Source organism: Kitasatospora sp. NE20-6 (genome assembly GCF_045862635.1).
Genome location: NZ_BPRL01000040.1, coordinates 12,573 through 34,251 on the forward strand (window position 1 = coordinate 12,573; position 21,679 = coordinate 34,251).

General features: G+C 73.1%; 20 protein-coding genes. 10 read left to right on the forward strand and 10 right to left on the reverse strand.

The genetic code is table 11. The features are described from left to right. Positions 1-127: 127 nt before the first annotated feature. The gene (locus SNE206_RS25415) at positions 128-685 is read left to right on the forward strand and encodes an HU family DNA-binding protein (protein WP_407915811.1); all 558 of its coding nucleotides are present in this window, start codon (positions 128-130) and stop codon (positions 683-685) included. 258 nt (positions 686-943) lie between these two features. Here the strand turns inward: SNE206_RS25415 and SNE206_RS25420 are convergent, their stop codons facing one another. Then, positions 944-1,639, reverse strand: coding sequence for an alpha/beta hydrolase (locus SNE206_RS25420; RefSeq protein WP_407915812.1), 696 nt, complete (start codon positions 1,637-1,639; stop codon positions 944-946). Positions 1,640-1,994: 355 nt separating this feature from the next. On the opposite strand from SNE206_RS25420, the gene SNE206_RS25425 reads away from it, so the two are divergent. After that, the gene (locus SNE206_RS25425; RefSeq protein ID WP_407915813.1) at positions 1,995-2,630 is read left to right on the forward strand and encodes a hypothetical protein; all 636 of its coding nucleotides are present in this window, start codon (positions 1,995-1,997) and stop codon (positions 2,628-2,630) included. Between the two features lie 245 nt (positions 2,631-2,875). Here SNE206_RS25425 and SNE206_RS25430 read toward each other — a convergent pair whose 3' ends face one another. From SNE206_RS25430 to soxR, 5 genes are all read right to left on the reverse strand, one after another. Further along, the gene (locus SNE206_RS25430; protein WP_407915814.1) at positions 2,876-3,913 is read right to left on the reverse strand and encodes a terpene synthase family protein; all 1,038 of its coding nucleotides are present in this window, start codon (positions 3,911-3,913) and stop codon (positions 2,876-2,878) included. 43 nt (positions 3,914-3,956) lie between these two features. Continuing rightward, entirely contained in the window at positions 3,957-5,054 is a 1,098-nt protein-coding gene (locus tag SNE206_RS25435) for a polyprenyl synthetase family protein (RefSeq protein ID WP_407915815.1), read from the reverse strand. Between the two features lie 311 nt (positions 5,055-5,365). Continuing rightward, a complete protein-coding gene (fxsT, locus tag SNE206_RS25440) occupies positions 5,366-7,966 on the reverse strand; it encodes an FxSxx-COOH system tetratricopeptide repeat protein (protein WP_407915816.1) in 2,601 nt (866 codons plus the stop codon). Further along, positions 7,963-8,379 (reverse strand): hypothetical protein, encoded by a 417-nt coding sequence (locus tag SNE206_RS25445; RefSeq protein ID WP_407915817.1) that lies wholly within the window; start codon positions 8,377-8,379, stop codon positions 7,963-7,965. Before SNE206_RS25445 ends, fxsT begins: the two co-directional genes overlap by 4 nt. Positions 8,380-8,552: 173 nt before the next feature. Continuing rightward, positions 8,553-9,017: a redox-sensitive transcriptional activator SoxR gene (gene soxR, locus SNE206_RS25450; protein ID WP_407915818.1), complete on the reverse strand. Its 465-nt coding sequence runs from the start codon at positions 9,015-9,017 to the stop codon at positions 8,553-8,555. 94 nt (positions 9,018-9,111) lie between these two features. Here soxR and fdxA point away from each other — a divergent pair, with 94 nt between their 5' ends. Then, entirely contained in the window at positions 9,112-9,423 is a 312-nt protein-coding gene (gene fdxA / locus SNE206_RS25455) for a ferredoxin (protein WP_407915819.1), read from the forward strand. A gap of 303 nt (positions 9,424-9,726) precedes the next feature. Then, positions 9,727-10,263: a hypothetical protein gene (locus tag SNE206_RS25460; RefSeq protein WP_407915820.1), complete on the forward strand. Its 537-nt coding sequence runs from the start codon at positions 9,727-9,729 to the stop codon at positions 10,261-10,263. Between the two features lie 241 nt (positions 10,264-10,504). Here the strand turns inward: SNE206_RS25460 and SNE206_RS25465 are convergent, their stop codons facing one another. From SNE206_RS25465 to SNE206_RS25480, 4 genes are all read right to left on the reverse strand, one after another. Continuing rightward, positions 10,505-10,786 (reverse strand): GlsB/YeaQ/YmgE family stress response membrane protein, encoded by a 282-nt coding sequence (locus tag SNE206_RS25465; protein WP_407915821.1) that lies wholly within the window; start codon positions 10,784-10,786, stop codon positions 10,505-10,507. A 203-nt stretch (positions 10,787-10,989) separates the two neighbouring features. Beyond that, the gene (locus SNE206_RS25470) at positions 10,990-11,541 is read right to left on the reverse strand and encodes an RICIN domain-containing protein (protein ID WP_407915822.1); all 552 of its coding nucleotides are present in this window, start codon (positions 11,539-11,541) and stop codon (positions 10,990-10,992) included. A 190-nt stretch (positions 11,542-11,731) separates the two neighbouring features. Further along, complete coding sequence (locus SNE206_RS25475) at positions 11,732-12,550, reverse strand: IclR family transcriptional regulator (protein ID WP_407915823.1); 819 nt, start codon at positions 12,548-12,550, stop codon at positions 11,732-11,734. Between the two features lie 219 nt (positions 12,551-12,769). Then, positions 12,770-14,428, reverse strand: coding sequence for a bifunctional 3-(3-hydroxy-phenyl)propionate/3-hydroxycinnamic acid hydroxylase (locus SNE206_RS25480; RefSeq protein ID WP_407915824.1), 1,659 nt, complete (start codon positions 14,426-14,428; stop codon positions 12,770-12,772). Between the two features lie 108 nt (positions 14,429-14,536). On the opposite strand from SNE206_RS25480, the gene SNE206_RS25485 reads away from it, so the two are divergent. The 6 genes from SNE206_RS25485 (at position 14,537) to SNE206_RS25510 (ending at position 21,642) form a co-directional block, all read left to right on the forward strand. Continuing rightward, a complete protein-coding gene (locus SNE206_RS25485; RefSeq protein WP_407915825.1) occupies positions 14,537-15,496 on the forward strand; it encodes an amidohydrolase family protein in 960 nt (319 codons plus the stop codon). Positions 15,497-15,610: 114 nt separating this feature from the next. Beyond that, a complete protein-coding gene (locus SNE206_RS25490) occupies positions 15,611-17,071 on the forward strand; it encodes an aldehyde dehydrogenase family protein (RefSeq protein ID WP_407915826.1) in 1,461 nt (486 codons plus the stop codon). Positions 17,072-17,485: 414 nt separating this feature from the next. Next, the gene (locus tag SNE206_RS25495; protein ID WP_407915827.1) at positions 17,486-18,385 is read left to right on the forward strand and encodes an alpha/beta hydrolase; all 900 of its coding nucleotides are present in this window, start codon (positions 17,486-17,488) and stop codon (positions 18,383-18,385) included. Between the two features lie 193 nt (positions 18,386-18,578). After that, positions 18,579-19,547 carry an amidohydrolase family protein gene (locus tag SNE206_RS25500; protein WP_407915828.1) on the forward strand — a complete coding sequence of 323 codons (969 nt, stop codon included), beginning with the start codon at positions 18,579-18,581 and terminating at the stop codon, positions 19,545-19,547. Positions 19,548-19,690: 143 nt separating this feature from the next. After that, on the forward strand, positions 19,691-20,887 hold the full coding sequence (locus SNE206_RS25505; protein ID WP_407915829.1) for an amidohydrolase family protein: 1,197 nt from the start codon (positions 19,691-19,693) through the stop codon (positions 20,885-20,887). Between the two features lie 188 nt (positions 20,888-21,075). Further along, positions 21,076-21,642 carry a VOC family protein gene (locus tag SNE206_RS25510; RefSeq protein WP_407915830.1) on the forward strand — a complete coding sequence of 189 codons (567 nt, stop codon included), beginning with the start codon at positions 21,076-21,078 and terminating at the stop codon, positions 21,640-21,642. Positions 21,643-21,679 lie beyond the last annotated feature (37 nt).

A 21,679-nucleotide genomic window follows, 5' to 3' on the forward strand; every position in this document is an offset into this window, starting at 1 on the left:
CGGCCGGCATCGGCCGGCATCGGCGGGCATCGGCCGGCATCGGCGGGCGTCGGCGGGCGGGATCCCCGGAGGGCCCCTATGTTGGGGACGAAACCGAACAAACACCTCTATTCGCCTGGGAGTCGTTGTGAACAAGGGGCAACTCGTCGAGGCGGTGGCCGGACAGCTGGGCAGCCGCGCTGCTGCCGAGGACGCCGTCGACGCGGTCCTCGACGTGATGGTCCGCGCGGTCGTGGCCGGGGAGCGGGTGCAGGTCACCGGGTTCGGCACGCTGGAGAAGGTCCCGCGCGCCGGCCGCTACGCCCGCAACCCGCAGACCGGCGAGCGGGTGAGGGTCAAGAAGACCACCGTGCCGCGCTTCCGGCCCGGCCAGGGCTTCAAGGACCTGGTCTCCGGCACGAAGAAACTGCCCAAGGACGGACCCTCGGTCGCCAAGGCCCCCAAGGGCTCGCTCACCCCGGGGAAGAGCACCACCGGCGCCACCAAGCGGACCGCTGCGAAGCGCACCACCGCAGCGGGATCGCCGGCCCCCGCCGGGAAGACCACCGCCAGGAAGCCCGCGGCGGCGGCGAAGAAGACGACGGCCCCCGCGAAGAAGACCGCCACCGCAGCCAGGAACACCACCCCGGGCACCGGCAGGAAGACGGCCCCCGCCAAACGGGCCGGCCGCCGGACGAACACCTGAACCACACGGGCGGGCCCGGTCCATGACGGACCGGGCCCGCCCGTCCCGTGGCTTCGGTCTCCGGCGACGAAACGTGAGACGCCCTGGGGCCGGAAGGGCCGGAAGGGCTGCTCCAGGCCCTGATCCACCGCGCCGCCCGCTGCCGCTCCGCGTCGTGGACGGTCGAGCGGCCCCGGCACGGACGTGCACACGGCCCGACGGCACGGCCGCCGGAGGAGATCGGTTCCGGCCGCGATTCCGTGCATGCTCCCGTCGCCGTCACAGGCCCAGCAGCAGGTCCCGGACGGCTGCGGGCCGGGACAGGAACGGGTGGTGGCCGGTGTCGAGTTCGACGACGCTGCCGGCCCGGCGGGCGTACTCGCGCTGCAGCGGTGGCGGGGTGCCGCGGTCCCGGGCGCAGACGAGGTAGGTCGAAGGCACCTGCTGCCATGCGGCCGCCATGACCGGCTGCCCGGTCACCTGCACGCTCTGCCGGGCGAGGTGACCTGCCGCCCGGGCCCGGACCTCGGGGTCGCAGTCCTGCAGGAAGGTGTCCGCGAGCAGCTCGGGGCGGACCCCGAAGGTACCGGCGTCGGGGTCGACGTCGAGGAACGGGGCAGGGCTGCCGTCCCCGAACTCCGACAGGCTCTGCCCGACCTCGGGCAGGTAGCTGGAGACCAGCAGCAGATGACGAACCGACCCGACACCCGCGGCGGCTTCCGCGGTGACGATGCCACCGTAGCTGTGCGCCACCACGACGGTCGGCTCGTCACCGTCCAGCAGCACCTGCCGCACCGCCTCGACGTCCTCGGGAAGCCCCGGACCGCCGGCACCTGCGGGCAGACCGGCCTCGCCGCAGCTCGGCAGCGCCGGGGCCACGCTCGACACCCCTTCCACCTGCAGCAGTTCGGCGGTGCGGTGCCACCACCACGACCCGTCCCGCACGCACGCCCCGTGCACGAACACGACCCTCATCGCCACCTCCACGCCGACCCGGCCGCCTCGGTCACCCGGCTGCCTTTCGAACAACGGTAGACGCACCCGCCGTTGCGGCACGGCCGGAGACCGTTCACACAACCGCTGCCGGAACCAGAACCTGCCGAGTTTCCCGTCGCCCGGCTGTGGACGCAGCCCCGGTCCACGTGGTCGGCATCAAGTCGGCATCAGGGGGAGCACCCGGCCGCTGGCGAGGAGGTCCGGGGTGCGACGGCCCGGGTCTCCGGCCGTCATGGCCGGTTCGGGGTACGCGAACTGCCGAAGATCTCTTTCACGTGGCCGAGCTCCTGCATAATGCGCCCTGCCCATACACACGTTCGGCATCAGGAGTGACATGAAGCTCTTCAAGCGGGCGGTCCACGCGGTGGTCGGCCTGGCGCTTGCAGTAACAGGAGTCGTCTCCCTCGGCGGTACCGCCCACGCCGGTTCGTCCGGCCAGCAGCTGATGGTCGTCGACAACAAGGACACGGCGGCCTCGGTCAAGGTCATCGGTCTCGACCAGAACGGCAATTCCGTCCAGGGCTGCTTCAACACTCCCAACTTCAAGAACGGCATCGGCGGCTGGTGGTGGCACGGCACCGTGACCGTCGTCGCCTACAACGGCCAGAACTGCACCGGCGGCGACAACTGGTCCGGCTACACGAGCGTGCCCTCCTACCGGGCCGGCGGCGACTGGTGGGCCATAGTCACCAATGACAACGCGCCCTCGACCAGCCAGCAGATCGAGTTCTTCGACAACCAGGGCATCGCCTACTCCATGTACGTCGAGGGCACCAACCAGAACGGTCAGGGGAGCAGCCACTGCGTGGCCACTCCCAGCTGGGACAGCTTCGACAGCAACTGGTGGTGGCGCGGCGAGGTGCACATCACCACCTACCCGACCGGCAACTGCTCAGGCTCCTCGAACGGCTACCACGTGCGGTACGTCAACGGAAACGGTTCGAGCAGCTGGTTCGGCGTCACCAACTGAGTGGGGAGGGCCGGGTCGCGTTGCCGTTGCCGTTGCCGTGACCCGGCCCCCGGAACGGGCGTGACGGCCGTTCGGCACCCGGCTCGCGCAAACCCCCCGAAGGGTCAGCAGGCCGACCGGGGTTGCGCGACCGTCCGCCGTCGTCACGCCCGGTTTCGGATCACCGGGGGAGCGTTCGGGAGTCCCGGCCGTGGTCGGCGGAGGACTTCCCGACCGGCCCGGGCCTGCTGCTGTCCGTGCCTCGATCAGCCGTGCTCCGGCAGGTAGCGGCGGGACTCGCGGTGCCAGCGCAGGTTTCCGGCGACCCAGAGGGCCAGGTCGTCCAGGGTCCGTTCCACCCGCTCCCAGCCGTCGCGGTCGGTCCCTCCGGAGCCCAGGAACAGCGGACGCATGGTCCGCACGTCGGCGGCGGCGGTGAGGAAGTCGCCGGTCAGTGCGCGGACAAGAGCGAGGGCCCGGTCGATTGCGGGTTCGTCACCGGGGGCCTCCCTGTCCAGGACGGCGACCAGGTGGTCGCCGCCGTCGCCGTCCTGCTGCTTGGGGACCGAGAAGAGGTCGTTGGTGGCCGCGACCACATGGCAGGCCAGGGCGCGGACGTCCCGGTAGGGCTCGGCGGCGGCCACCACGGCGGGCAGTTCGCAGCCGTTCACGGCCTCGGCGAGGTCGAAGGACACCTCGCAGCCGGAGTAGTTGCGGCGCCGCCGCAGGTAGGTGGGCAGTCCCAGGCCCTTCCCGGCGTCCCGGCGGGCCAGCGCGGTCATCGCGAAGACGTCCCGGTAGTGGCCGGCGAAGCGCCGCCGCCAGTCGGCCGACATGGCTCCGGCGGTCCCGTCCCAGAGCTCGCCGAGGGCCGCCGTGAGCACGTCGTGGGATGCCGCGCCGGCAGAGGCAGAGGCAGAGGCAGGGGCAGAGGCGGTGACGGAGGCGGTACGGGCGGGGCGGTGGGTGAGCGGGTCGGCGGTGAGGACGGTCAGCAGGTCCGCTCCCAGCCGGGTGATCTCGGCCGGGTCGCGGGCCGGATCGTCGATCCAGTCGTCGATGATCCACATATGGCCGTTCCACCGGGCCGACAGCTGCAGCAGCGGGGTGCGCGGGCAGGTCCGGGCCGAGAACGTGCCGAACCGGGCGGCGTGGAACCGGTCGAGGTGGCCGGGGTCGGTGATCAGTCCTGCCGTGCCCACCCAGGACAGCAGGTCCTCGTCCACGCCCTCGGCGCCGGGGTGGAGCAGGTCCGGCACGGGCGGGTCGAGCGCGGGATGGAGGGTGGCGGTGGGACCGGTCACGGAATGCCTCTCGGTTCGGCGCGGGGACTGTCGGCAGGTGCCGTCAGAGCAGGCGGTGGACGGCCTGGTCGGCCAGGGTGCGCAGGGCCTCGGTGGCGGCCGGGGCGAGCGGGGCCCGGACCAGGGACGAGAGGGCCCGCTGCCGCCGCCGCGCGATCATCTGCTGGACCCGTCGGGGTGCGCCGGTGGCGATGATCGTCCGGCGAACGGCGGCGGCCTGCTCCTCGGTCAGGTCCGGGTCGCCCAGGGCGGCCAGCAACTGTCCGGCCTGGGCCGCGTCCGCATGCCGCAGCGCAAGGGCGACCAGGACGGTGGCCTTGCCGTCCCTGAGGTCGTCCAGGGCGGGTTTGCCGGTTGCGGTCGGGTCGCCGAAGACGCCGAGGAGGTCGTCACGGAGCTGGAACGCCTCGCCCAGCGGGATCGCGTAGGCGGAGAGGGCCTCCAGCACCGGCGGTCCGGCCCCGGCCAGCAGCGCACCCAGCTGGAGCGGGCGCTCCACGGTGTACTTCGCGGTCTTCAGCCTGATGGTGGCGAGCGCCGCCTCCACGTCCCCCGGTTCCGCGTCCGCCCGCCGGCCGCCGGTACGTTCCAGGTCCAGGTACTGGCCGAGGATCAGTTCGGTGCGCATGGCCAGCAGCAGCGGGCGCAGTGCCGCGAGCTGCCCGGCGGTGGGCCGGCCGGTGTGCAGCAGTTCGTCGGACCAGATCAGGGCCAGGTCGCCGACCAGGATCGCGGTGCCCGTGCCGAAGCGCTCGGCGGCGGCCGGGCTGCCCCGGTGCCGTCGGGCCAGCGCGCGGTGCAGGGTGGGGCGGCCGCGCCGGGTGTCGGAGCGGTCCATGACGTCGTCGTGGATCAGGGCGCAGGTGTGCAGCAGTTCCAGCGAGGCGGCCAGGTGGTGGGCGGCGCGAGGCTCGCCACCCGCACCGGCGGCGTGCCAGCCGACCAGGGCCAGGGCCGGCCTGATGCGCTTCCCGCCCGCGGCGATCAGCTGTTGGAGCTGCGCCACGAGGAAGGGGAGCCGGGCTTCGGCACGCAGGGCGGGATCCAGGGCCCGGTCGTTGAGGAAGCCGTCGAGTACGGCGTCGACGGGGCGGACGAGGAGGCGGAGGTCAAGGGCGGCGGAGCGCGGCGGTGAGGCCAAGTCTCGTCCTCGGGGCAGTGAGGGCGGGCCGGGGAGGTGCCGGACGAAGGAGCGGGGCGGGAGGGAACGGGCGGACGGGGGCAGGAGCGGGGCGGGGGCAGGAGGCCGTGGCTCCCTCCCGGTCATGATGAGGCGTTGTCCGGGCGGCTGGGGAGCGCGCCCGGGGGGCGTTCGGCGGCGGAGCCGAGTGGAGCCGTGCCCCCGGCGTGCAGCACCGGTTCAGCGCCGGGGGCGTACAACGCTCCGCAGGCCGGACGGCCCGTCAGGCCCGCTGTCCCGAAGGCCGTACCGGCGCGGAGTCCCCTGCGGCATCAGACGGACTGCGGCTCCAGATCGCGGTCGATGCGCTGCCAGGCCCGGCAGGCCACGGTGGCGGGGTGTTCCGCACCGAGCAGTCGGCCGAGCCCGGCAAGGGCGTGCTCGTGGAGCTCGGCGGCCCGGGCCGGGTCCGTCCTGCGCAGGGTGACGGCGAGGTTGGAGCCGCAGGTGACGGTGTCGGGGTGGCCCGGGCCGTAGCGGCTTGTCAGGCCTGCGTGCGCGGCCTGCTCCAGTGCTCGGGCGTCGGCTGTCCGGCCTGCCTCGCCGTGGGCGTTGGCCAGGTTCACCATGGCGTTCAGGGTGTACTGGTGGTCAGGTCCCAGCGTCGAACGCAGCCCCTCCACGGCCTGTGAACCGAGCCGGACGGCACCCTCGGGATCACCGCAGCCGCGCAGGTAGATCCCGAGGTTGTTCTCGCAGATCCGGGTGAAGACGTGCCCGTGGCCCAGCAGCCGCCGGTAGCCCTCGTGGACTGCGGTGGCCAGCTCCCGGGCCGTCTCCTTGTCGCCGGACGCGCTGTGGTCGGCGGCCAGGCCCAGCGCGCAGGCCAGGGTGTCGGCCGCGTCGGGGCCGTACCGGTCGCGGTGGCGCTCGTAGGTCCGCCCGGCGAGTTCCAGGGCTTCCTGCAGCTGCCCGTTCCTGCGGAGCGACACCGCGAGCGACGTGGCGATCCGCAGGTCCTCCGGGTGGTCCGGCCGGAGGATGCCGGCCGTCTCCCCGGTGACGTCCCGCAGCAGTTCGACCGCGCCCGGGTAGTCGCCGATCTCCCGCAGGTCGCGGGCCACGGTACCGGCGATGGCCAGGGTGCGGGGGTCCGCCGGGCCGAGGACCTCCCGGAAGCTCCGGAACGTCCGCTGCCTCAGCCGGAGGGCTTCCTGGAGCCTGCCGAGCGCGCGCAGATCGGCGGCGAGCGAGGCGGCCGTCATCAGGGTCTGCGGATGCCGTTCGCCGAGCAGCGCCCGCTGCCCGGCATGAGTGGTCTCGTCCATGGCGTGTGCATCCGCGTAACGCCCTTGGGACCGGAGGACGTTGGCGTGGTGGAAGGAGAGCGTGAACAGCTGGCGCCGCAGAACCTGCCAGTCCCGGCCCCCCTCGTCCTCCTCGCCGAGTCGGGCGCTCCACGACGCCGTGATCTGCTCGGCGAGCTGCCCGGCCCGTTCCAGGGAGGAGAAGCTCCGCAGATGACGGACCCGGTCGATCAGCAGCTCACGGGTCTCCGGCTCGTCGCAGTCCGACGCGTACGACGGCGCCAGGTGCGGCCAGATGGTGTTGAAGTGCGGCCAGTTGGCGGGGCTGTCGGTGTCGCCGTCCGGAGGCCGTGCACCGACCAGGATCCGGTGCACGGAGTGGAGCGCCTCCTGCTGGGCGGTGGTGTCCATGCCCGACCGGATCACGGCCTGCACCAGCCGGTGCATCTGGAAGCTGTTGCTGCCGGGATCGACGTGGACCAGCGCGTACCTGCCCACCGCCTGGAGCACCCTGCCGAGCATGAAGACGTCGGTCAGACTGTCGTCGTACCCGGCGAGGGCGGCGAGCATCTGCTCGCTGTAGAACAGGTCGAGCGAGATGGGCTCCGGCGCGAAGAACGCACAGAGCTCCAGCAGCCCCACCGCGGCCGGCACCTGCTCCCGCAGCAGCGAGACGGAGACCTGCCAGGTCGCGTCGAACCGCTGCATCGGATCCGCCCCGAGTGCCCGGGAAGCTCCGGCGTACAGCTGCGCGACGTAGCTCCGCACCGGCATCCCGCTCGTGGCCAGCCAGGCTGCCGCGATCTCGACCGCCAGCGGCAGGTCCCCCACCGCGTCGGCGACCCGGTCCGCGTCCGCCCGGGCCAGCCCCCGGACCCGCCGGCACACGTGCCCGATGCTCTCCTCCCGGGTGAACACGCCCACCGGCAGCACCTCGGCGAGACCTGACCAGTTCGGGTTCCGTGAGGTGATCAAAGTGTGCCCGGGGCCGCTCGGCAGGATGTCGTGCACGGCGGCCGGGGTGTCGGCGTTGTCGAAGACCAGTAACCATCGGGACGTGGGCACCCCACGGCGCAGCGCGTCCTTGAGCACCGCCGCCGTGTCGGTGTCCGCTTCGACCGGCAGCCCGATCTGCCGGGCCAGCCGGGCCAGGGCGACCGGGATCAGCTCGGTCTGTTCGGCGTCGATCCACCAGACCAGGTCGTAGTACGCCTTGTACCGGTGCGCGTACTCCAGCGCCAGCTGGGTCTTGCCGACCCCGCCGAGCCCGTACAGGGTGTGCGGCGCGGCCACCACCGCCGTGGTGCCCTCGGCCAGTCGTGCGTGCAACTCGGACAGCACCTCGGCCCGGCCCGTGAAGGAGACGTTGCGGGGCGGCACCGACCAGTGCATCGGCGTGCCGCCCGGCAGCTCCGGGCCCGTTCCCTGCGGAGCACCCTGCGGGGCGTGTTGCGGGGTGCGCTGCGGGGCGTGTTGCGGGGTGCGCTGCGGGGCGTGTTGCGGGTCTCCGGGGGACATGACGACGTCGCCGTTGACGACCATGCCGATGCTCTGCGCGGCCGTACCGCGGCTGCCGTGCGAGGTGACCCAGTAGTCGGACGCCGGCTGCTCCTCCGGATGTCTCACGGGTGCACCGTCGGGTTGTCCCCGTTGATCACCATGCCGATGTGCTGGGCCGCGACACCCCGCTCACCGGTTGCGGTGATCACGATCTGCGGGGCACCCGGCAGCATCGCCGCGATTTCGGACCTGAGCCGCGCGTCCTCGCGCAGCGCCCGTTCGATCTGCCGCCGCAGATCCTCGCCCGCCCCCTCGCCCGCGCCCTCCGCGGCCGCTTCCTCCACCGCGATCTCCAGCGCCGCCCGGTCGGAACGCCGCCCCCGGTGCCAGACCGTCTGGACGATCCGCTGTCCGAGGTTCGCGGTCGCGTCGACCGCCGCGTCCTGGGCGCGCGTCAGGACACCCGCCCCGTAGGCCGTCACCGCCGCGCCCACGTACGGCCCGACCTGACCGACCAGCTCCACCAACTCGGCCGACACGCTGCCCCCTCCGGCGTTGCACTGACCGTCGCACCAGAACCTGACCCGGTGATGCCCACCTCCTGCGGCGGCCAATCCGTCGCCCTACGCTCCGGTGGACAGCCTCGCCCTGACCGGCACCGTCGCCGGAACGGCCTCCCGTACCGGTGCACCCGTCCTCCTCGGGCACGGACTCACAGCCGCCGAGGCCCGACACCGTCCCCGGCGAGCGCATCACCGGGGTTCAGCAGGGCGCAGGCCTTCATCGAGAGACATCCGCAGCCGATGCACCCGGTGAGCTCGGCCTCCAGCCGCTCGATGGTCTGCCGGCGTTCCTCCAGTCGGCGCTTCCAGCCGCGCGAGGCCCGCTGCCACTCCTGGTGACTCGGCGGACGGTCGAGCGGCACGTCGGCGAACGCCTCCCGGAGGTCCTGCAACGGGATGCCGATCCGTTTGGCCACCGAGATCAATGCGATACGGCGCAGCATGTGCCGCGGGTAGCGGCGCTGGTTGCGGTCGTCGCGTTCGGACGCGATCAGGCCGAGTTCTTCGTAGAACCGCAGTGCGGAGACGGCCGCCCCGGTCCGTGTGCTGACCTCGCCGATGCTCAGCCAGTCGTCCGGGGCGGGCCGGACGCTGCCGGAACGGTAGCTCGTCATGGAGATCCTCCTGTTGCCCTCAAGCTTACTTGAGGTCATACGGTCGGCCGCGTCGGAACGACGAGCAGGAACGACCGGAGAGGACGGCAGTTCGATGACGTTTGTGATCGCTTTGCCCTGTGTGGACGTCAAGGACAAGGCATGCATCGACGAGTGCCCCGTCGACTGCATCTACGAGGGAGAGCGCATGCTCTACATCCAACCGGACGAGTGCACCGACTGCGGCGCCTGCGAGCCGGTGTGCCCCGTCGAGGCGATCTTCTTCGAGGACGACACCCCGCAGGAGTGGCAGCACTTCACCGCCGTGAACGCCGAGTTCTTCGCCGACCTCGGCACGCCGGGCAGCAGTGCGAAGCTCGGTCCGATCGGACGGGACCATCCGATCGTGGCGGCGCTGCCCTCCTGACCGGTAGGGCCCGGGCCCGTCGCCGTCCTCCCGGGTCGGTACCGGCGGCTGAACGCAGCATCGCCTGATCCGGGCCCTGCGGTGCGCAAGCGTCCCACCGAAACCCCGTCGGAGCGTCAGCGGCACGGGCCCTGATGCTCCGGTGGGTCCGCCTCCCGAAATCATGTGGCGGGCGGTCGGGCGCCTGTGCTCCGATACGGTGTCACACCGTCCACGCACCACCCGCGGGTGCAACCTCAGAACCGGGAGCAGTACCGGCCGATGAACACCGAATGCCCCCGATGTGCCGGTTCCGACCAGGCCGTGAGCGTGCAGTCCGCCCTCACCGACACCGGCCACCCGCTCGGGGAGCCGGAGCGCGGCCTGCTCCTGCCGCCACCGCCGCCGGCCCCGGCCTCGGTCGGACGCAGCCGGCTCGCCGTCACGCTCTACGCCGTGGCGGGCGCGATCACCGTCCTGTGGCTGATGAACATGGCCAACGGCATGCCGGAGTCGGCGGACGACGAGGTCGCCTACCGCATGGGGTACCTCCTCGGCCCGCTGATCCTCTCCGTACCCCTGGCACTGATCGGGCTGACCGTACAGCTGACGACGAAGCAGCGGCGGGCCCGGACGGCCGAGAACGAGGCCGCGGCGCGGCACGCGGCCTGGGTGGGGTGCCACCGGGTCTGGCAGGCGGTCCGGCTGTGCCGACGGTGCCGGGTCGCGTTCTTCCCCGAGGGGGCGGTCGGCCCGCACTTCCCCGCCTCGCAGGCCATCGAGGTGGCGCAGCTTGCGACGTGGGTGACGGGAACGGCCGCGCAGGCGTTCGGCGTGCCGGAGCCGGCCGGCCCGCGCTGAGCCGCCGGCCCGCCGGGACGGCCCCGCACCGGCTCGCCCAGGCCCTGAACCTGCCCTGCACCTGCACCTGCACCTGCCCTGCACCTGCCCGGGTCCGGCTCGTGACGGACAAGAGCGGCAGCTTCGGCGGTGGCAGAGCGACGGCCCGGCGGACGGCGGGCGGGCAGCGGAACGGCTCCGCCCTCACAGGGAGAGGGCGGAGCCGTTGGTGCCGGCCGGAGCCGGTCCGGAGCCGGATGGCTCAGGCGTGGCGGTGGTGGTGCTTGTTGTTGCCCGTGACCAGCCGGTAGAGGGCGAGGAGGATGACCGAGCCGGCGATGGCGGCGATCCAGGTGGAGAGGTCGAAGAACCCGTCGATGGAGTCGACGCCGAAAATGACCTTGCCGAGCCAGCCGCCCAGCAGGCCGCCCGCGATCCCGATGAGGATCGTGACGACGACGCCTCCCGGGTCCTTGCCCGGCATCAGCGCCTTCGCGATGACGCCCGCGAACAGTCCGATCAGGATCCAGGCGATGACGCCCATGTTCTTCTCCCTGCCTCGACGAGTGAAGCCGCTGTCAGCACTCGTCTTCACCGCAACGGGATTCCCAAACGCCCCGATCCCGGATGCCGGGGTTCCACCGGCCGATGACGTCGGGCTGGTCACCGTGCGGGCCGTGGCCGCGGCGAGGCCGACGGCGAGGACAGCGACCGGGCCGGCACCGGCAGGCACCGGGAAGCCGACGGCTACGTCGGCCCGGCGGACGGGGTCATGACGAGGAACTGCTGGTTCATCGATCCGTGCCTCGTCCACAGGACCGGTGACGACTCGGTCCTGGGGCCCGCCTCGAACGGCACGTCCAGGACGTGCCCCGAGTTGACCGACTCGATGATGTATCCGGTCGCGTCTTCGGTGGAGTGGAGCCGCCAGTGCTGGTTCCGGTACTCGTCCCGCGGCTTCATCACCGGCGACCGGCGCAGCTCGGCTCCCTGGCGGGCGTCCAGGACGAGCCCGTTGTCGGCCGATCGGATCAGGAACTCGCCCTTGCGCCGGGTGCGTTCGAAATACCAGAGCTGGTGGGGGCGCGCGTGCACGGTCCAGAGGGTCGGCTTGCCGCCCGATCCCCGGTAGGCGGTGTCGAGTGCCAGCCCGCTGTCACGCCCCACCAGGACGAACGGGCCCCGCGACCAGGTGCGGCGGCGGAACAGTCCGGCGATGTCGTCGCGGTCGAGTTCGACGGTGAAGATGCCCGGGATCCCGGCCGTGACTCTCTTGGGATCCCGCGATGACGACGGCACTTTCTCCCCCGGGCAGCGACGCGTGCCCGCGCCGCAGGACCGACGGGTACCTGGCTTCGCGGGCGGTGGGGATCCAGATTCCCACCGCCGGTGCAGGTGGCGGCCGGTGCTTTACGCGATCGTTAGCAACCTCGTGGGCACGCTCGGCCCTTGCACCGAGCGTTCCCACCCGCCGTGCCGGCCTGCGGTCCTAGGCCCCGAGCCCGGCCGCGGGGTGGCCCAGGTCGTCGGACATGGCCCGGGTCGCGTGCAGCAGCTGTGCCGTCAGGGCGGCCAGCCTCTCGTCGGTGACGCCCCGTGCGGGCATCACCAGTGTGACGACGAGCGGGAAGGAGTCGCCGGCGGTGAACACCGGGGCGGCGACCGAGGTGACGCCGGGGATGACGCCGCCGACGGTGCTGGCCGCGCCGTCCCGCAGGACGTCGGCGCGGATCCGGTCGACGCGCTCGCGGGTCGGCGCGTCCAGCGCGGCGGTGTCCAGTTGCCCGCACAGCACCGGTTCGGTGACCTGCCCGGGCAGGTGGGCGAGGAACACCCCGCCCATCGCGGAGTTCAGCAGCGGCATGGTGGCGCCGACCCTCACGGTGATGGGCAGGGCGTGGGTGCCGTACTCCCACCGCACGACGACCGGGCCGTGGTCTCCCCACACCGCCAGGTTGACCGCGTGCGAGGTGCGGTCCCGCAGTTCCGGCAGGTGCTCGCTGACCAGGGCGACCTCGTCCATCCTGCGCAGCGATTCCACCCCCAGCCGCCGCATGGCCGGGCCCATGTCGTACTGCCCGGAGCTGCGCGACTGCGCGACCAGGCCGACCCGGGTGAGGCTGACCAGGTAGCGGTGGACCTTGCTCGGCTGCATCCCGCAGGCGGCGGCGATCTGCGTCAGGCTCATCGGGCCGCGGCCCTCCTCCAGGGCCTGGATCACCGTCATCGCCAGTTCGACGGACTGGATGCCCTGCCGTGCCGGTGAGGTTCCGTTGTCGTCTGGGTCGAAGAGACTCTGCGTTGCCACGGGGGCGATCATATGACCTCCCGGAACGGTACGGGGATCGTTGCCGCAGTACAGCAGTACAGGGGACGGGTTCCCGGTGCGTGCGGTGTCCGGACCCGCCCTGCCCCGGCCGGACGGGACGGCGCAGGGACAGGGCGGGGGGCGGACGGGCCGGGGCGGGGACGGGCGGGCCGGGGCAGGGCCGGGGCCGACGGCGCGAGTGCCCCGGGCCCGCGCGGGCTACTGCCGGACGCGCGCCCGGGCCGGGCGGGCGGCCGGTACGGCGGCGGCGCCGGTGACCGCGGCCAGGAGGTCGTGCGCGAGCACCGCCACGGCGTCGGGGCCGGCCGCGGTGCCGTACACGTAGAAGTCGGGGCGGACGGCCACGGCCGAGCACCCGAGCTCGGCGAACCAGCGCCGGTAGGTGCCGTCCACGTCGTGCACCGGCACGGCCCACGCGTGGGCACCGGTCCCTCCGCCGGGTGCGACGACGCGCACGCCCGCCCGGGCGAGGTCGTGGAACGCGGCCGCGGGGGCCTCCTGGCCGAGGAGGCCGGGGTCGACCAGGACGTGGAAACCGCCGCCCACGACCTGGTCGAGGAGGCCGCGCCGCTCGCCGTCCTCGACCACGCCCTGGACCGACAGCTGGCCGCGCCCGGGGCCGGACACGGCCGCGAGCATGCCCTCCCCCAGGCCCGGGAAGCGGATGGTGTCCGGCGTGCGGGAGGCGGCCCGGCGGGCGAGCAGGACGCGGTCACGTTCGGCGGCCCGCTCGGGATCGCGGAGGGTCTGCATGGCCCCGAGTTCGATGCCCTTCTCCGTCACCGCGCGCACGTGCGGCTCGCGCTCCGTCTGGTAGGTGTCCAGCAGGTCGTCCCCGGCGGCCCCGCGCAGGATCAGGTCCAGTTTGAACGCGAGGTTCTGCGCGTCGCGGATGCCGGAGCACATCCCCTGGCCGAGGAACGGCGGCATCTGGTGCGCCGCGTCCCCGGCGAGCACGACCCTGCCGTGCCGCCACCGGTCGGCCACCAGCGAGCGGAAGGTGTACGTGGCCACCCGGATCAGTTCGGCGTCGTCGGGCCCGAGGTGGGCGCGCACCCGCTGCCAGACCCGCTCCGGGGCGCTCTCGGCCTCGAAGTCGTCGGGCGAGTCCAGCATGAAGCTGAAGCGGTGGTGGTCCGGGCCGAGCGAGATGATCGACGTCGGCCCGAGCGGGTCGCCGACCTGCATGGCCGCCGGCACCTCCACCGGGCGGCGGAAACGGAAGTCGCACACCATCCACGGCTCGGCGAACCCGTAGTCGTGCTGGGTGACGCCGAGCGCGGAGCGGACGAAGCTGTTGCCGCCGTCGCAGCCCAGGACGTAGCGCGCGGTGACGGTCTCCGCCCCGCCGGGCCCCTCGGTGGTGAGCGTGACGCCCCCGGGCGTCTGCTCGATCGCCACGACCTCGCGGGAGTGCCGCACGTCCACGCCCGGCGCCGACCGGCACACGGCGTCCAGCGCCTCCTCCAGGTCGGGCTGGTACATCATGAACCACTCGGCCCAGCCGCTGCGCCCCACCTCGGCGAACGCCTGCTCGATCAGCAGGTCGCCCCGGGCGTTGCGCCACTCGTAGCTGCGCTGCGCCCGCAGCTTCGGCAGCAGCCGTTCCGCGACGCCCAGCCGGGCCAGGGTGCGCATGGTCTCGTCGTCGAAGATCGCGGCCCGGGGCAGGTTGTACGGCCCCGCGTACCGCTCCAGCACCGTCACCCGGTGCCCGGCCCGTCCCAGCAGGGCCGCCGCCGCCATGCCGACCGGCCCGTAGCCGACGACCGCCACGTCCACCACCGCGTCCACCGGCGGGCCGCTGCGGTCCGGGCCGCCGGCGCCGTCATCCATGCCGTCCGTCGTCGTCCTCATGTGCAGGTGCCTCCAGGTCTCGATGCGGTCGAAGGGGTTGACACAGCCGGAACGTACGTTTCACCATCGTGAAAGTCAATGCATATACGTGAAACGAGCGGAGCCCCGATGCGCACGATCGGCCTCGAAGAGCACTTCGTCAGCCCGGAACTGGTGGGTTACGGCGCCGGATCGGCCTCGATCGCCCAGCCCGACAGGTGGCGCGAGGCCTCCCGGCGCCTGCTCGACCTCACCGGCGAGCGACTCACCGAGATGGACGCCGCCGGCCTCGACATGCAGGTCCTGTCCCTCAACTCCCCCGGCATCCAGGCCGAACCCGACCCCGGGGTCGCGGTGGCGCAGGCCTCCGCGGTCAACGACCTGCTCGCCGGGGTGGTCGCCGAGCACCCGACCCGGTTCGCCGGCTTCGCCGCGCTGCCGCTGCAGGACCCCCAGGCGGCGGCGAAGGAACTGGAGCGCGCGGTCACCCAGCTCGGCATGCGCGGCGCCCTGGTCAACGCGCACACCCAGGGCCGCTACCTCGACGCGCCGGAACTGCGCGTGGTCTGGGAGCGCGCGGAGGGCCTGGGCGTCCCGCTGTACCTGCACCCGGCGAACGGCGCCGACACCCCGCACGTCATGTCCGGGCACCCCGAGCTCATCGGCCCGATGTGGAGCTGGGGCACCGACACCGCCTCCCACGTGCTGCGGCTCGTCTTCGGCGGCGTCTTCGACGACTTCCCCGACGCCAAGCTCCTGCTCGGCCACATGGGCGAGGGCCTGCCCTACGCGCTGTGGCGGCTGGACTCGCGCTGGGGCTTCCACAACCACCACGGCGTCGAACTCGCCCGCGAGAAGCCCTCGGACTACCTTCGACACAACCTGTACATCACCACCAGCGGCGTCTGCTCCGCCCCGCCCCTGCTGTGCGCACTGCTCGCCCTCGGCCCCGAGCACATCCTGTTCGGCACCGACTACCCCTTCGAGGACATGGGCACGGCCACCGCGTTCCTGCGCGACGCCCCCGTCAGCGAGGCCGACCGCGCCAAGATCGCCCACCTCAACGCCGAACGCCTGCTGGGCCTGTAACAGCCCGGCCCGGGGCCACCGCCCTCGCCCCTCCCCCTCCCCCTCCCCCACCCCCACCCCCACCTGGCGATCCCCACCCGCCGATCGCCCACCCGCCGAGAGAAAGCCACTGCCATGACCGCACAACGCGCCGTACAGCACTGGATCAACGGCGCCCGGGTCGGCTCGCCCCGGACCTCGACCAGCATCGACCCGGCCACCGGCGACACCATCGGCACCTACGCCGACGCCGACACCGACACCGGCCAGGCCGCGATCGACGCCGCCGCCCGCGCCTTCCGGGAGGAGGACTGGCGACTCGACCCGATGCTGCGCGCCACCGCGCTGAGCCACCTCGCCGACGCCTACGCCGCCCGCCTGGACGAGGTCGTCGACACCCTGTGCCGGGAGAACGGCAAACTGCGGCCCGAGGCGGGCTTCGAGGCCCACTTCATCGTCCGCGCCCTGCGCTTCGCCGCCGGACTCGCAATGCAGCCCCACGGCCGGGTCACCGACACCGGGCCCGGCCGCCAGTCCATGTCGATCCGGCAGCCCGTCGGGGTCGCGGGCATCGTCGTGCCGTGGAACTCGCCCGCCTACCTGTGCATCCGCGCGCTCGCCCCGGCGCTGGCCGCCGGATGCACGACGGTGGTCAAGATGCCCGGCCAGGCGGCACAGACCGCGGCGCTGATGTGCGACATCCTCGCCTCCGTGCCCGAGCTCCCGGCCGGAGCGGTGAACGTGGTCGTCGAGTCGGGCTCCGACGTCGCCCGCCTGCTCGTCGACTCACCCCAGGTGCCCGTCATCAGCTTCACCGGCAGCACCGCCACCGGACGGCTCGTGGCCCAGGCGGCCGCGTCCCGCTTCAAGCGGGTGGGCCTGGAACTGGGCGGCAAGACCCCGCACCTGGTCTTCGCCGATGCGGACCTCGACGCGGCCCTGGCCACCGTCGTGGCCTCGTCCACCGTCTTCGCCGGGCAGTTCTGCATGACCGGCAGCAGGGTCCTGCTCCAGCGGCAGATCGCCGAGGACTTCACCGCCGCGCTGGCCGAACGCCTCGAAGCGCTGCGCCCCGGCCCGGCCTCCGACCCGGCCAGCCAGATCGGCCCCCTGATCGACAGGGCGTCGGTCGCCCGCGTCGACGCCGCGGTCGAGGCCGCCCTCGCCGCAGGCGCCAAGGCCGTCGTCCGCGGCGGCCCGGCCACCGACCCGGCCCTGGCCGGGGGCGCCTTCTACCACCCCACCCTCCTGACGGTGCCCGACTCCTCCCTGTCCATCGTCCAGGAGGAGACCTTCGGGCCCGTCCAGACCGTCCAGGTGTTCGACACCGAGGACGAGGCCGTCGCCCTGGCCAACGACACCGACTACGGGCTGAGCGCCTGCATCTGGAGCCGCGACGCCGACCGGCCGCTGCGGCTCGCCCGCCGGCTCGACGCCGGCCTCATCTCCGTCAACAGCTGGGCCAACCTCACCGTCGAGTTCGAGGAGGGCGGCTTCAAGCACAGCGGCGTCGGCCGCCTCGGCGGCCTCGCCTCCGTCGAGGACTTCCTCGAACACAAGCAGATCACCCAGGACTACGTCCCGCAGCAGCACTGACGGCGCACCGCCGACGGCACACGGCTGACCGCGCAGCTCCGACGGCACACGGCTGACACCCGGGCGAACGGGCCGCCCGCACGGAGCGGGCCACCCGGCGATGCGGGCTGCCCGGGGCCACGGGCCACCCGGCGTCGGGGCCGCCCGGTACCGAGGGCTGCCCCGACGCGCCCGCGGACGGATTCCCGGCCCGTTCGGCGACACCTCTTGCTCGTTATCACATATCGCATCTAGTCTCTCGGCACTCGACGGGACCACCCGGGGCGTCTCCCCCGGAACGAGGCGTCCGCACCCCGCCCGTTCGGACCCCCCGCCCGTCCGGATCCCCCGCCCGTCCGGATCCCCGCCCGCGCCCTCTTCGACCGAGGAGCCGGGCGCACGGCCCGCTCACCCCCACCCGGCAGGAGCCCAGCAATGGCGCAGCAGCGCGAGACCCTGACCTTCGAGGTCGACGGACACACGATCGCCGGCATCACCGCAGGACCGGCGGCAGCGACCGGAAGGCCGCTGATAGCCGCCCTGCACGGCGGCACGTACACCGCCCGCTACTTCGACGTCGCAGGCTCTCCCCAGGGGTCGTTCCTGGACGTCGCCGCCGCGCACGGGTACCCCGTCGTGGCCCTGGACCGGCCCGGCTACGGCGGCAGCACACCGCTGGAGCCGGCCGGCAACACCTTCGAGCGCCACGCCGACCTGCTGAGCCGCGCCGTCGGGCAGGCGGCCGAGCGCCTCGCCGCCGAGCAGGTGTTCCTGGTGGGGCACTCCATCGGCGGCATGATCGCCCTGATGATCGCCGCCGACGGCCCGGCCTTCCCGCTGATCGGCGTCTCGGCGACCGGCATGGGGGCGGTCATCCCGCCCGGCGGCGCCGCGGAGGCCCTGGGCTCCCTCCCGCTCGACGCGACCGTGGACCTGCCCTACGACCAGCGGGACCAGGTGATGTTCGGGCCGGCTTCCACCTACCGGCCCGAAGCCCTGCACCAGGCCCACGCCTCCTACGCGCCGGTGCCGGTGCGTGAGCTCGCGCAGGCCCCGCTGTGGCCGAAGGAGCACCTGCCCACCGTCGCCCCGCGGGTCCGGGTACCCGTGCACAACGCGCTCGCCGAATTCGACGCGCTGTGGGACAGCAGCCCGCACAACGTCGCCCTCTTCGCCGGGATGTTCACCGCCGCCCCGTTCGTGGAGGCGGGCGTCGCCCGCGCCACGGGGCACTGCATCGACCACCACCGCCTGGCCCACGCCCTGCACCTGCGCCAGCTGGCGTTCGCCGAGGAGTGCGCCGCGTGGGCGTCCGACGGCGACCGGCACGCCTGACGCGCCGCGGCGTGCAGAGCCGCCTGCACCACCGGCACCACCCGTGCCGTCCACCGGTCCCGCGGCACGGCCCCACCCGCCCCCGGTCGCCACCGCCGCAGCCGCAGCCGCGCCTGCAGTCCGACTCCTCGATCCGTACCGGCACCGCACCGGCCGGGCGGCCGTGACCGCTCCCGACGTGAAAGCCCGCATCATGACCCGTCGTATCGATGTCCACGCCCACTACCTGGGGGGCACCGTCGAGGCCCTGTTCAGCTCCGGGTTCACCCTGGCCGGCGGCTACAGGATCGCCCCCGGCTGGACCCCGGAGGCCGCCCTGGCCTTCATGGACCGCCACGACATCGCCGCCCAGCTGCTGTCCGCCCCCTGGCCCTTCGCCGGCCGCCCGGACGACCCGGACTTCGCCACCCGCTTCTGCCGCGGCGTCAACCGCGAATACGCGGACCTGATCGCCAGGCATCCCGACCGGTTCGGCGCCTTCACCGCCGTGCCCCTGGACGACCCCGACACCATGCTCGCCGAGATCGCCCACGGACTCGACGACCTCGGCCTGGACGGCGTCATGCTGACCTCCAACAGCCTCGGCCACTACTTCGGAGACCCCTTCTACGAACCCGTCCTGGCCGACCTGAACCGCCGCGGGGTGCCGGTGCTCCTGCATCCCACCGACCCCCCGCACGTGGACGTGCTGGGACGGGGACGCCCGAGCTCGGTGTGCGAATACCCCTTCGACACCGCCCGCAACATCATCAACGGCCTCTACTGCGGCGTCTTCGAGCGCTACCCCGACCTCACGCTGATCCTCGCCCACTGCGGCGGAGCCCTGCCCACCCTGGGCTGGCGCATCGCCGAACACACCACCATGGGCCGCGGCCCCGGCGACGCCGACATCGACCCCGCCCACGTGGCGCACGTCCTGCACGGCCTGTACTACGACACCGCCCTGGCCGGCGCCGCCCACTCCCTGCTGCCGACCCTGCAGGTCACCGGAGCCGACCACGTGCTCTTCGGGACCGACTGGCCGGCCGCACCGGAGGCGACCGTCGACCACGGCATCGCCGACCTCACGCGCTTCGAGGGCTTCAGCGCGCGGCAGCTCGCCGCCGTGGAACGCGGCAACGCGGCCCGCCTGTTCCCCCGCCTCGCCGGGGACGGCCGATGACCGGCGACCGCGACCGGTAACCCGTCACCCGTCACCCGTCACCCGTGACCCGTCACCCGTGACCCGCACCGAGCACAACCGCTCCACGCACCTCCCCTGAGCACAGCCCGATTCTCGGACCCCCAGAAAGGGATCAAGGACACATGTGCAGCAGCGAGTGGACCAGGCGCAACCTCCTCAGGTCGGCCGTGGCCGGGGCCGCACTGGCCTCCGTACCGGCCGTACTGGCCGCCCCCGGGAGGGCGGTCGCCGCCACCGACGCCACCGACGGCGGGGCACCGCAGAGGACCGCCCTCACCAACGTGCGCGTCTTCGACGGACGCACCCTCAGCGCCCCGCGCACGGTGGTCGTCGACGGCCCCGCGATCGGACTCAACCCCCTGGGCGCCCGGATCGTCGACGGGCAGGGCGCGACACTGCTCCCGGGCCTGATCGACGCCCACGTCCACCTCCAGGACGTCACCACACTGCAGCAGCTGACCGGCTACGGGGTGACCACCGCCCTGGACATGGCCTGCTGGCCCGCCTCGCTGGTCGACTCCCTGCGCCACCGGACCGGCCTGACCGACATCCGCAGCGCCGGAACACCCGCGGTCGGCCCCGAGAGCCTGCAGGCCCACCTCCCCGGCTTCCCTCCCTCCGGCATCATCAGCAGTCCCGACCAGGCGGTGGCGTTCGTCGCCGCCCGCCTCGCCGAGGGGTCGGACCACATCAAGGTCATCGTGGACGTGCCCGGCCTGGACCGGGCCACGCTCACCGCCCTCACCCGCGCCGCCCACGCCGTCGGGAAGCTCGTCAACGGCCACGCGGTCACGGGCGCCGCCGCGGAGGAGGCGCTGTACGCCGGCATCGACGTGATCCACCACGTCCCGCTGGACACCGCGCTGACCACCGCCCAGGCCTGCCGGTACGCCGCGGGAGGACGCACCGCCGTCCCCACCCTGACCATGATGGAAGGATTCGCCGCCCTGGGCATCCCCGGGCTGAACTACGACGCGGCACGCGACAGCGTCACGGCCCTGCACCGGGCGGGTGTGCGGATCCTCGCCGGAACCGACTCCAACCACACGCCGGGTGTCCCCGTGCATCCCGCCTTCGGGGCCGGCCTGCACCACGAACTGGAACTGCTCGTCGACGCCGGCCTCAGCCCCGCCGAAGCCCTGCGCGCGGCCACCGTGCAGCCGGCCCAGGCCTTCGGCCTGACGGATCGCGGCACCATCGCCCCCGGCCGGCGGGCCGACCTCGTCCTCGTCGACGGCGACCCCCTCGCGGACATCACCACCACCCGCAACATCCTCCGTGTCTGGGCCGGCGGCGTCGAGCACGACCTCACGAACTGACGCCTGGGCCCGCACCACCGCACCACCGCCACCGCACCACCACCCCGTGCCCCGTGCCCGGGCCGTCGAGCTCACCACCGGTCGTCCGGCGTGCTCGACGGCCCGCCCGCACCGGCTCACCCGCACCGGCTCGTCCGCACCGGCGGACACCCCCGCCGGTCCCTCCACCGAAACCGAAGAGGAACGACATGACAGCCCCCAAGTTCGCCCACGTCGTGTTCCAGACCAGCCGGCCCGACGAGATGCGCGACTGGTACTGCGCGGTCCTGGACGGCCACACCGTCTTCCAGGACGACGCGCTGTGCTTCCTCACCTTCGACGAGGAGCACCACCGCGTCGCCCTGATCACCCCGCCCACCCCGCTGGAGCGCAAGACCCCCGCCACCGCCTGCGCCCACCACGTCGCCTACACCTTCGACACCCTCGACGACCTCCTCGCCCGCTACGGGAAGCTTCAGGAGACCGGCATCCTCCCGGCGGTGAGCATCGCGCACGGCGTCACCACCTCCCTCTACTACCGCGACCCCGACGGCAACTTCGTCGAGATGCAGATCGACAACTTCGCCGAACCCCACGAGGCCACCGCCTACATGCACGGCGACGAGTACCGCGAGGACTCCGTGGGGCCGGCCTTCGACCCCGCCGCCATGCTCACCGCCCGCCGCGCCGGCGCCACCGTCGAGGAACTCACCGACCGGGCCTGGTCGCTGGAGCAGAACCTGCCCGACCCCATGCTCGTCCTGATGGGCGACTGACCCGCCGGCGCGAGCCGGAGGCCGGGGCCGTCCCGGG

Bases quoted from the DNA above. Each gene is read 5' to 3' on its own strand.
- fdxA (WP_407915819.1), top strand. From the start codon at position 9,112: ATGACGTTTGTGATCGCTTTGCCCTGTGTGGACGTCAAGGACAAGGCA.
- SNE206_RS25510 (WP_407915830.1), top strand. From the start codon at position 21,076: ATGACAGCCCCCAAGTTCGCCCACGTCGTGTTCCAGACCAGCCGGCCC.
- SNE206_RS25490 (WP_407915826.1), top strand. From the start codon at position 15,611: ATGACCGCACAACGCGCCGTACAGCACTGGATCAACGGCGCCCGGGTC.
- SNE206_RS25495 (WP_407915827.1), top strand. From the start codon at position 17,486: ATGGCGCAGCAGCGCGAGACCCTGACCTTCGAGGTCGACGGACACACG.
- SNE206_RS25480 (WP_407915824.1), bottom strand. From the start codon at position 14,428: ATGAGGACGACGACGGACGGCATGGATGACGGCGCCGGCGGCCCGGAC.
- SNE206_RS25485 (WP_407915825.1), top strand. From the start codon at position 14,537: ATGCGCACGATCGGCCTCGAAGAGCACTTCGTCAGCCCGGAACTGGTG.
- SNE206_RS25425 (WP_407915813.1), top strand. From the start codon at position 1,995: ATGAAGCTCTTCAAGCGGGCGGTCCACGCGGTGGTCGGCCTGGCGCTT.
- SNE206_RS25465 (WP_407915821.1), bottom strand. From the start codon at position 10,786: ATGGGCGTCATCGCCTGGATCCTGATCGGACTGTTCGCGGGCGTCATC.
- soxR (WP_407915818.1), bottom strand. From the start codon at position 9,017: ATGACGAGCTACCGTTCCGGCAGCGTCCGGCCCGCCCCGGACGACTGG.
- SNE206_RS25500 (WP_407915828.1), top strand. From the start codon at position 18,579: ATGACCCGTCGTATCGATGTCCACGCCCACTACCTGGGGGGCACCGTC.
- SNE206_RS25420 (WP_407915812.1), bottom strand. From the start codon at position 1,639: ATGAGGGTCGTGTTCGTGCACGGGGCGTGCGTGCGGGACGGGTCGTGG.
- SNE206_RS25505 (WP_407915829.1), top strand. From the start codon at position 19,691: ATGTGCAGCAGCGAGTGGACCAGGCGCAACCTCCTCAGGTCGGCCGTG.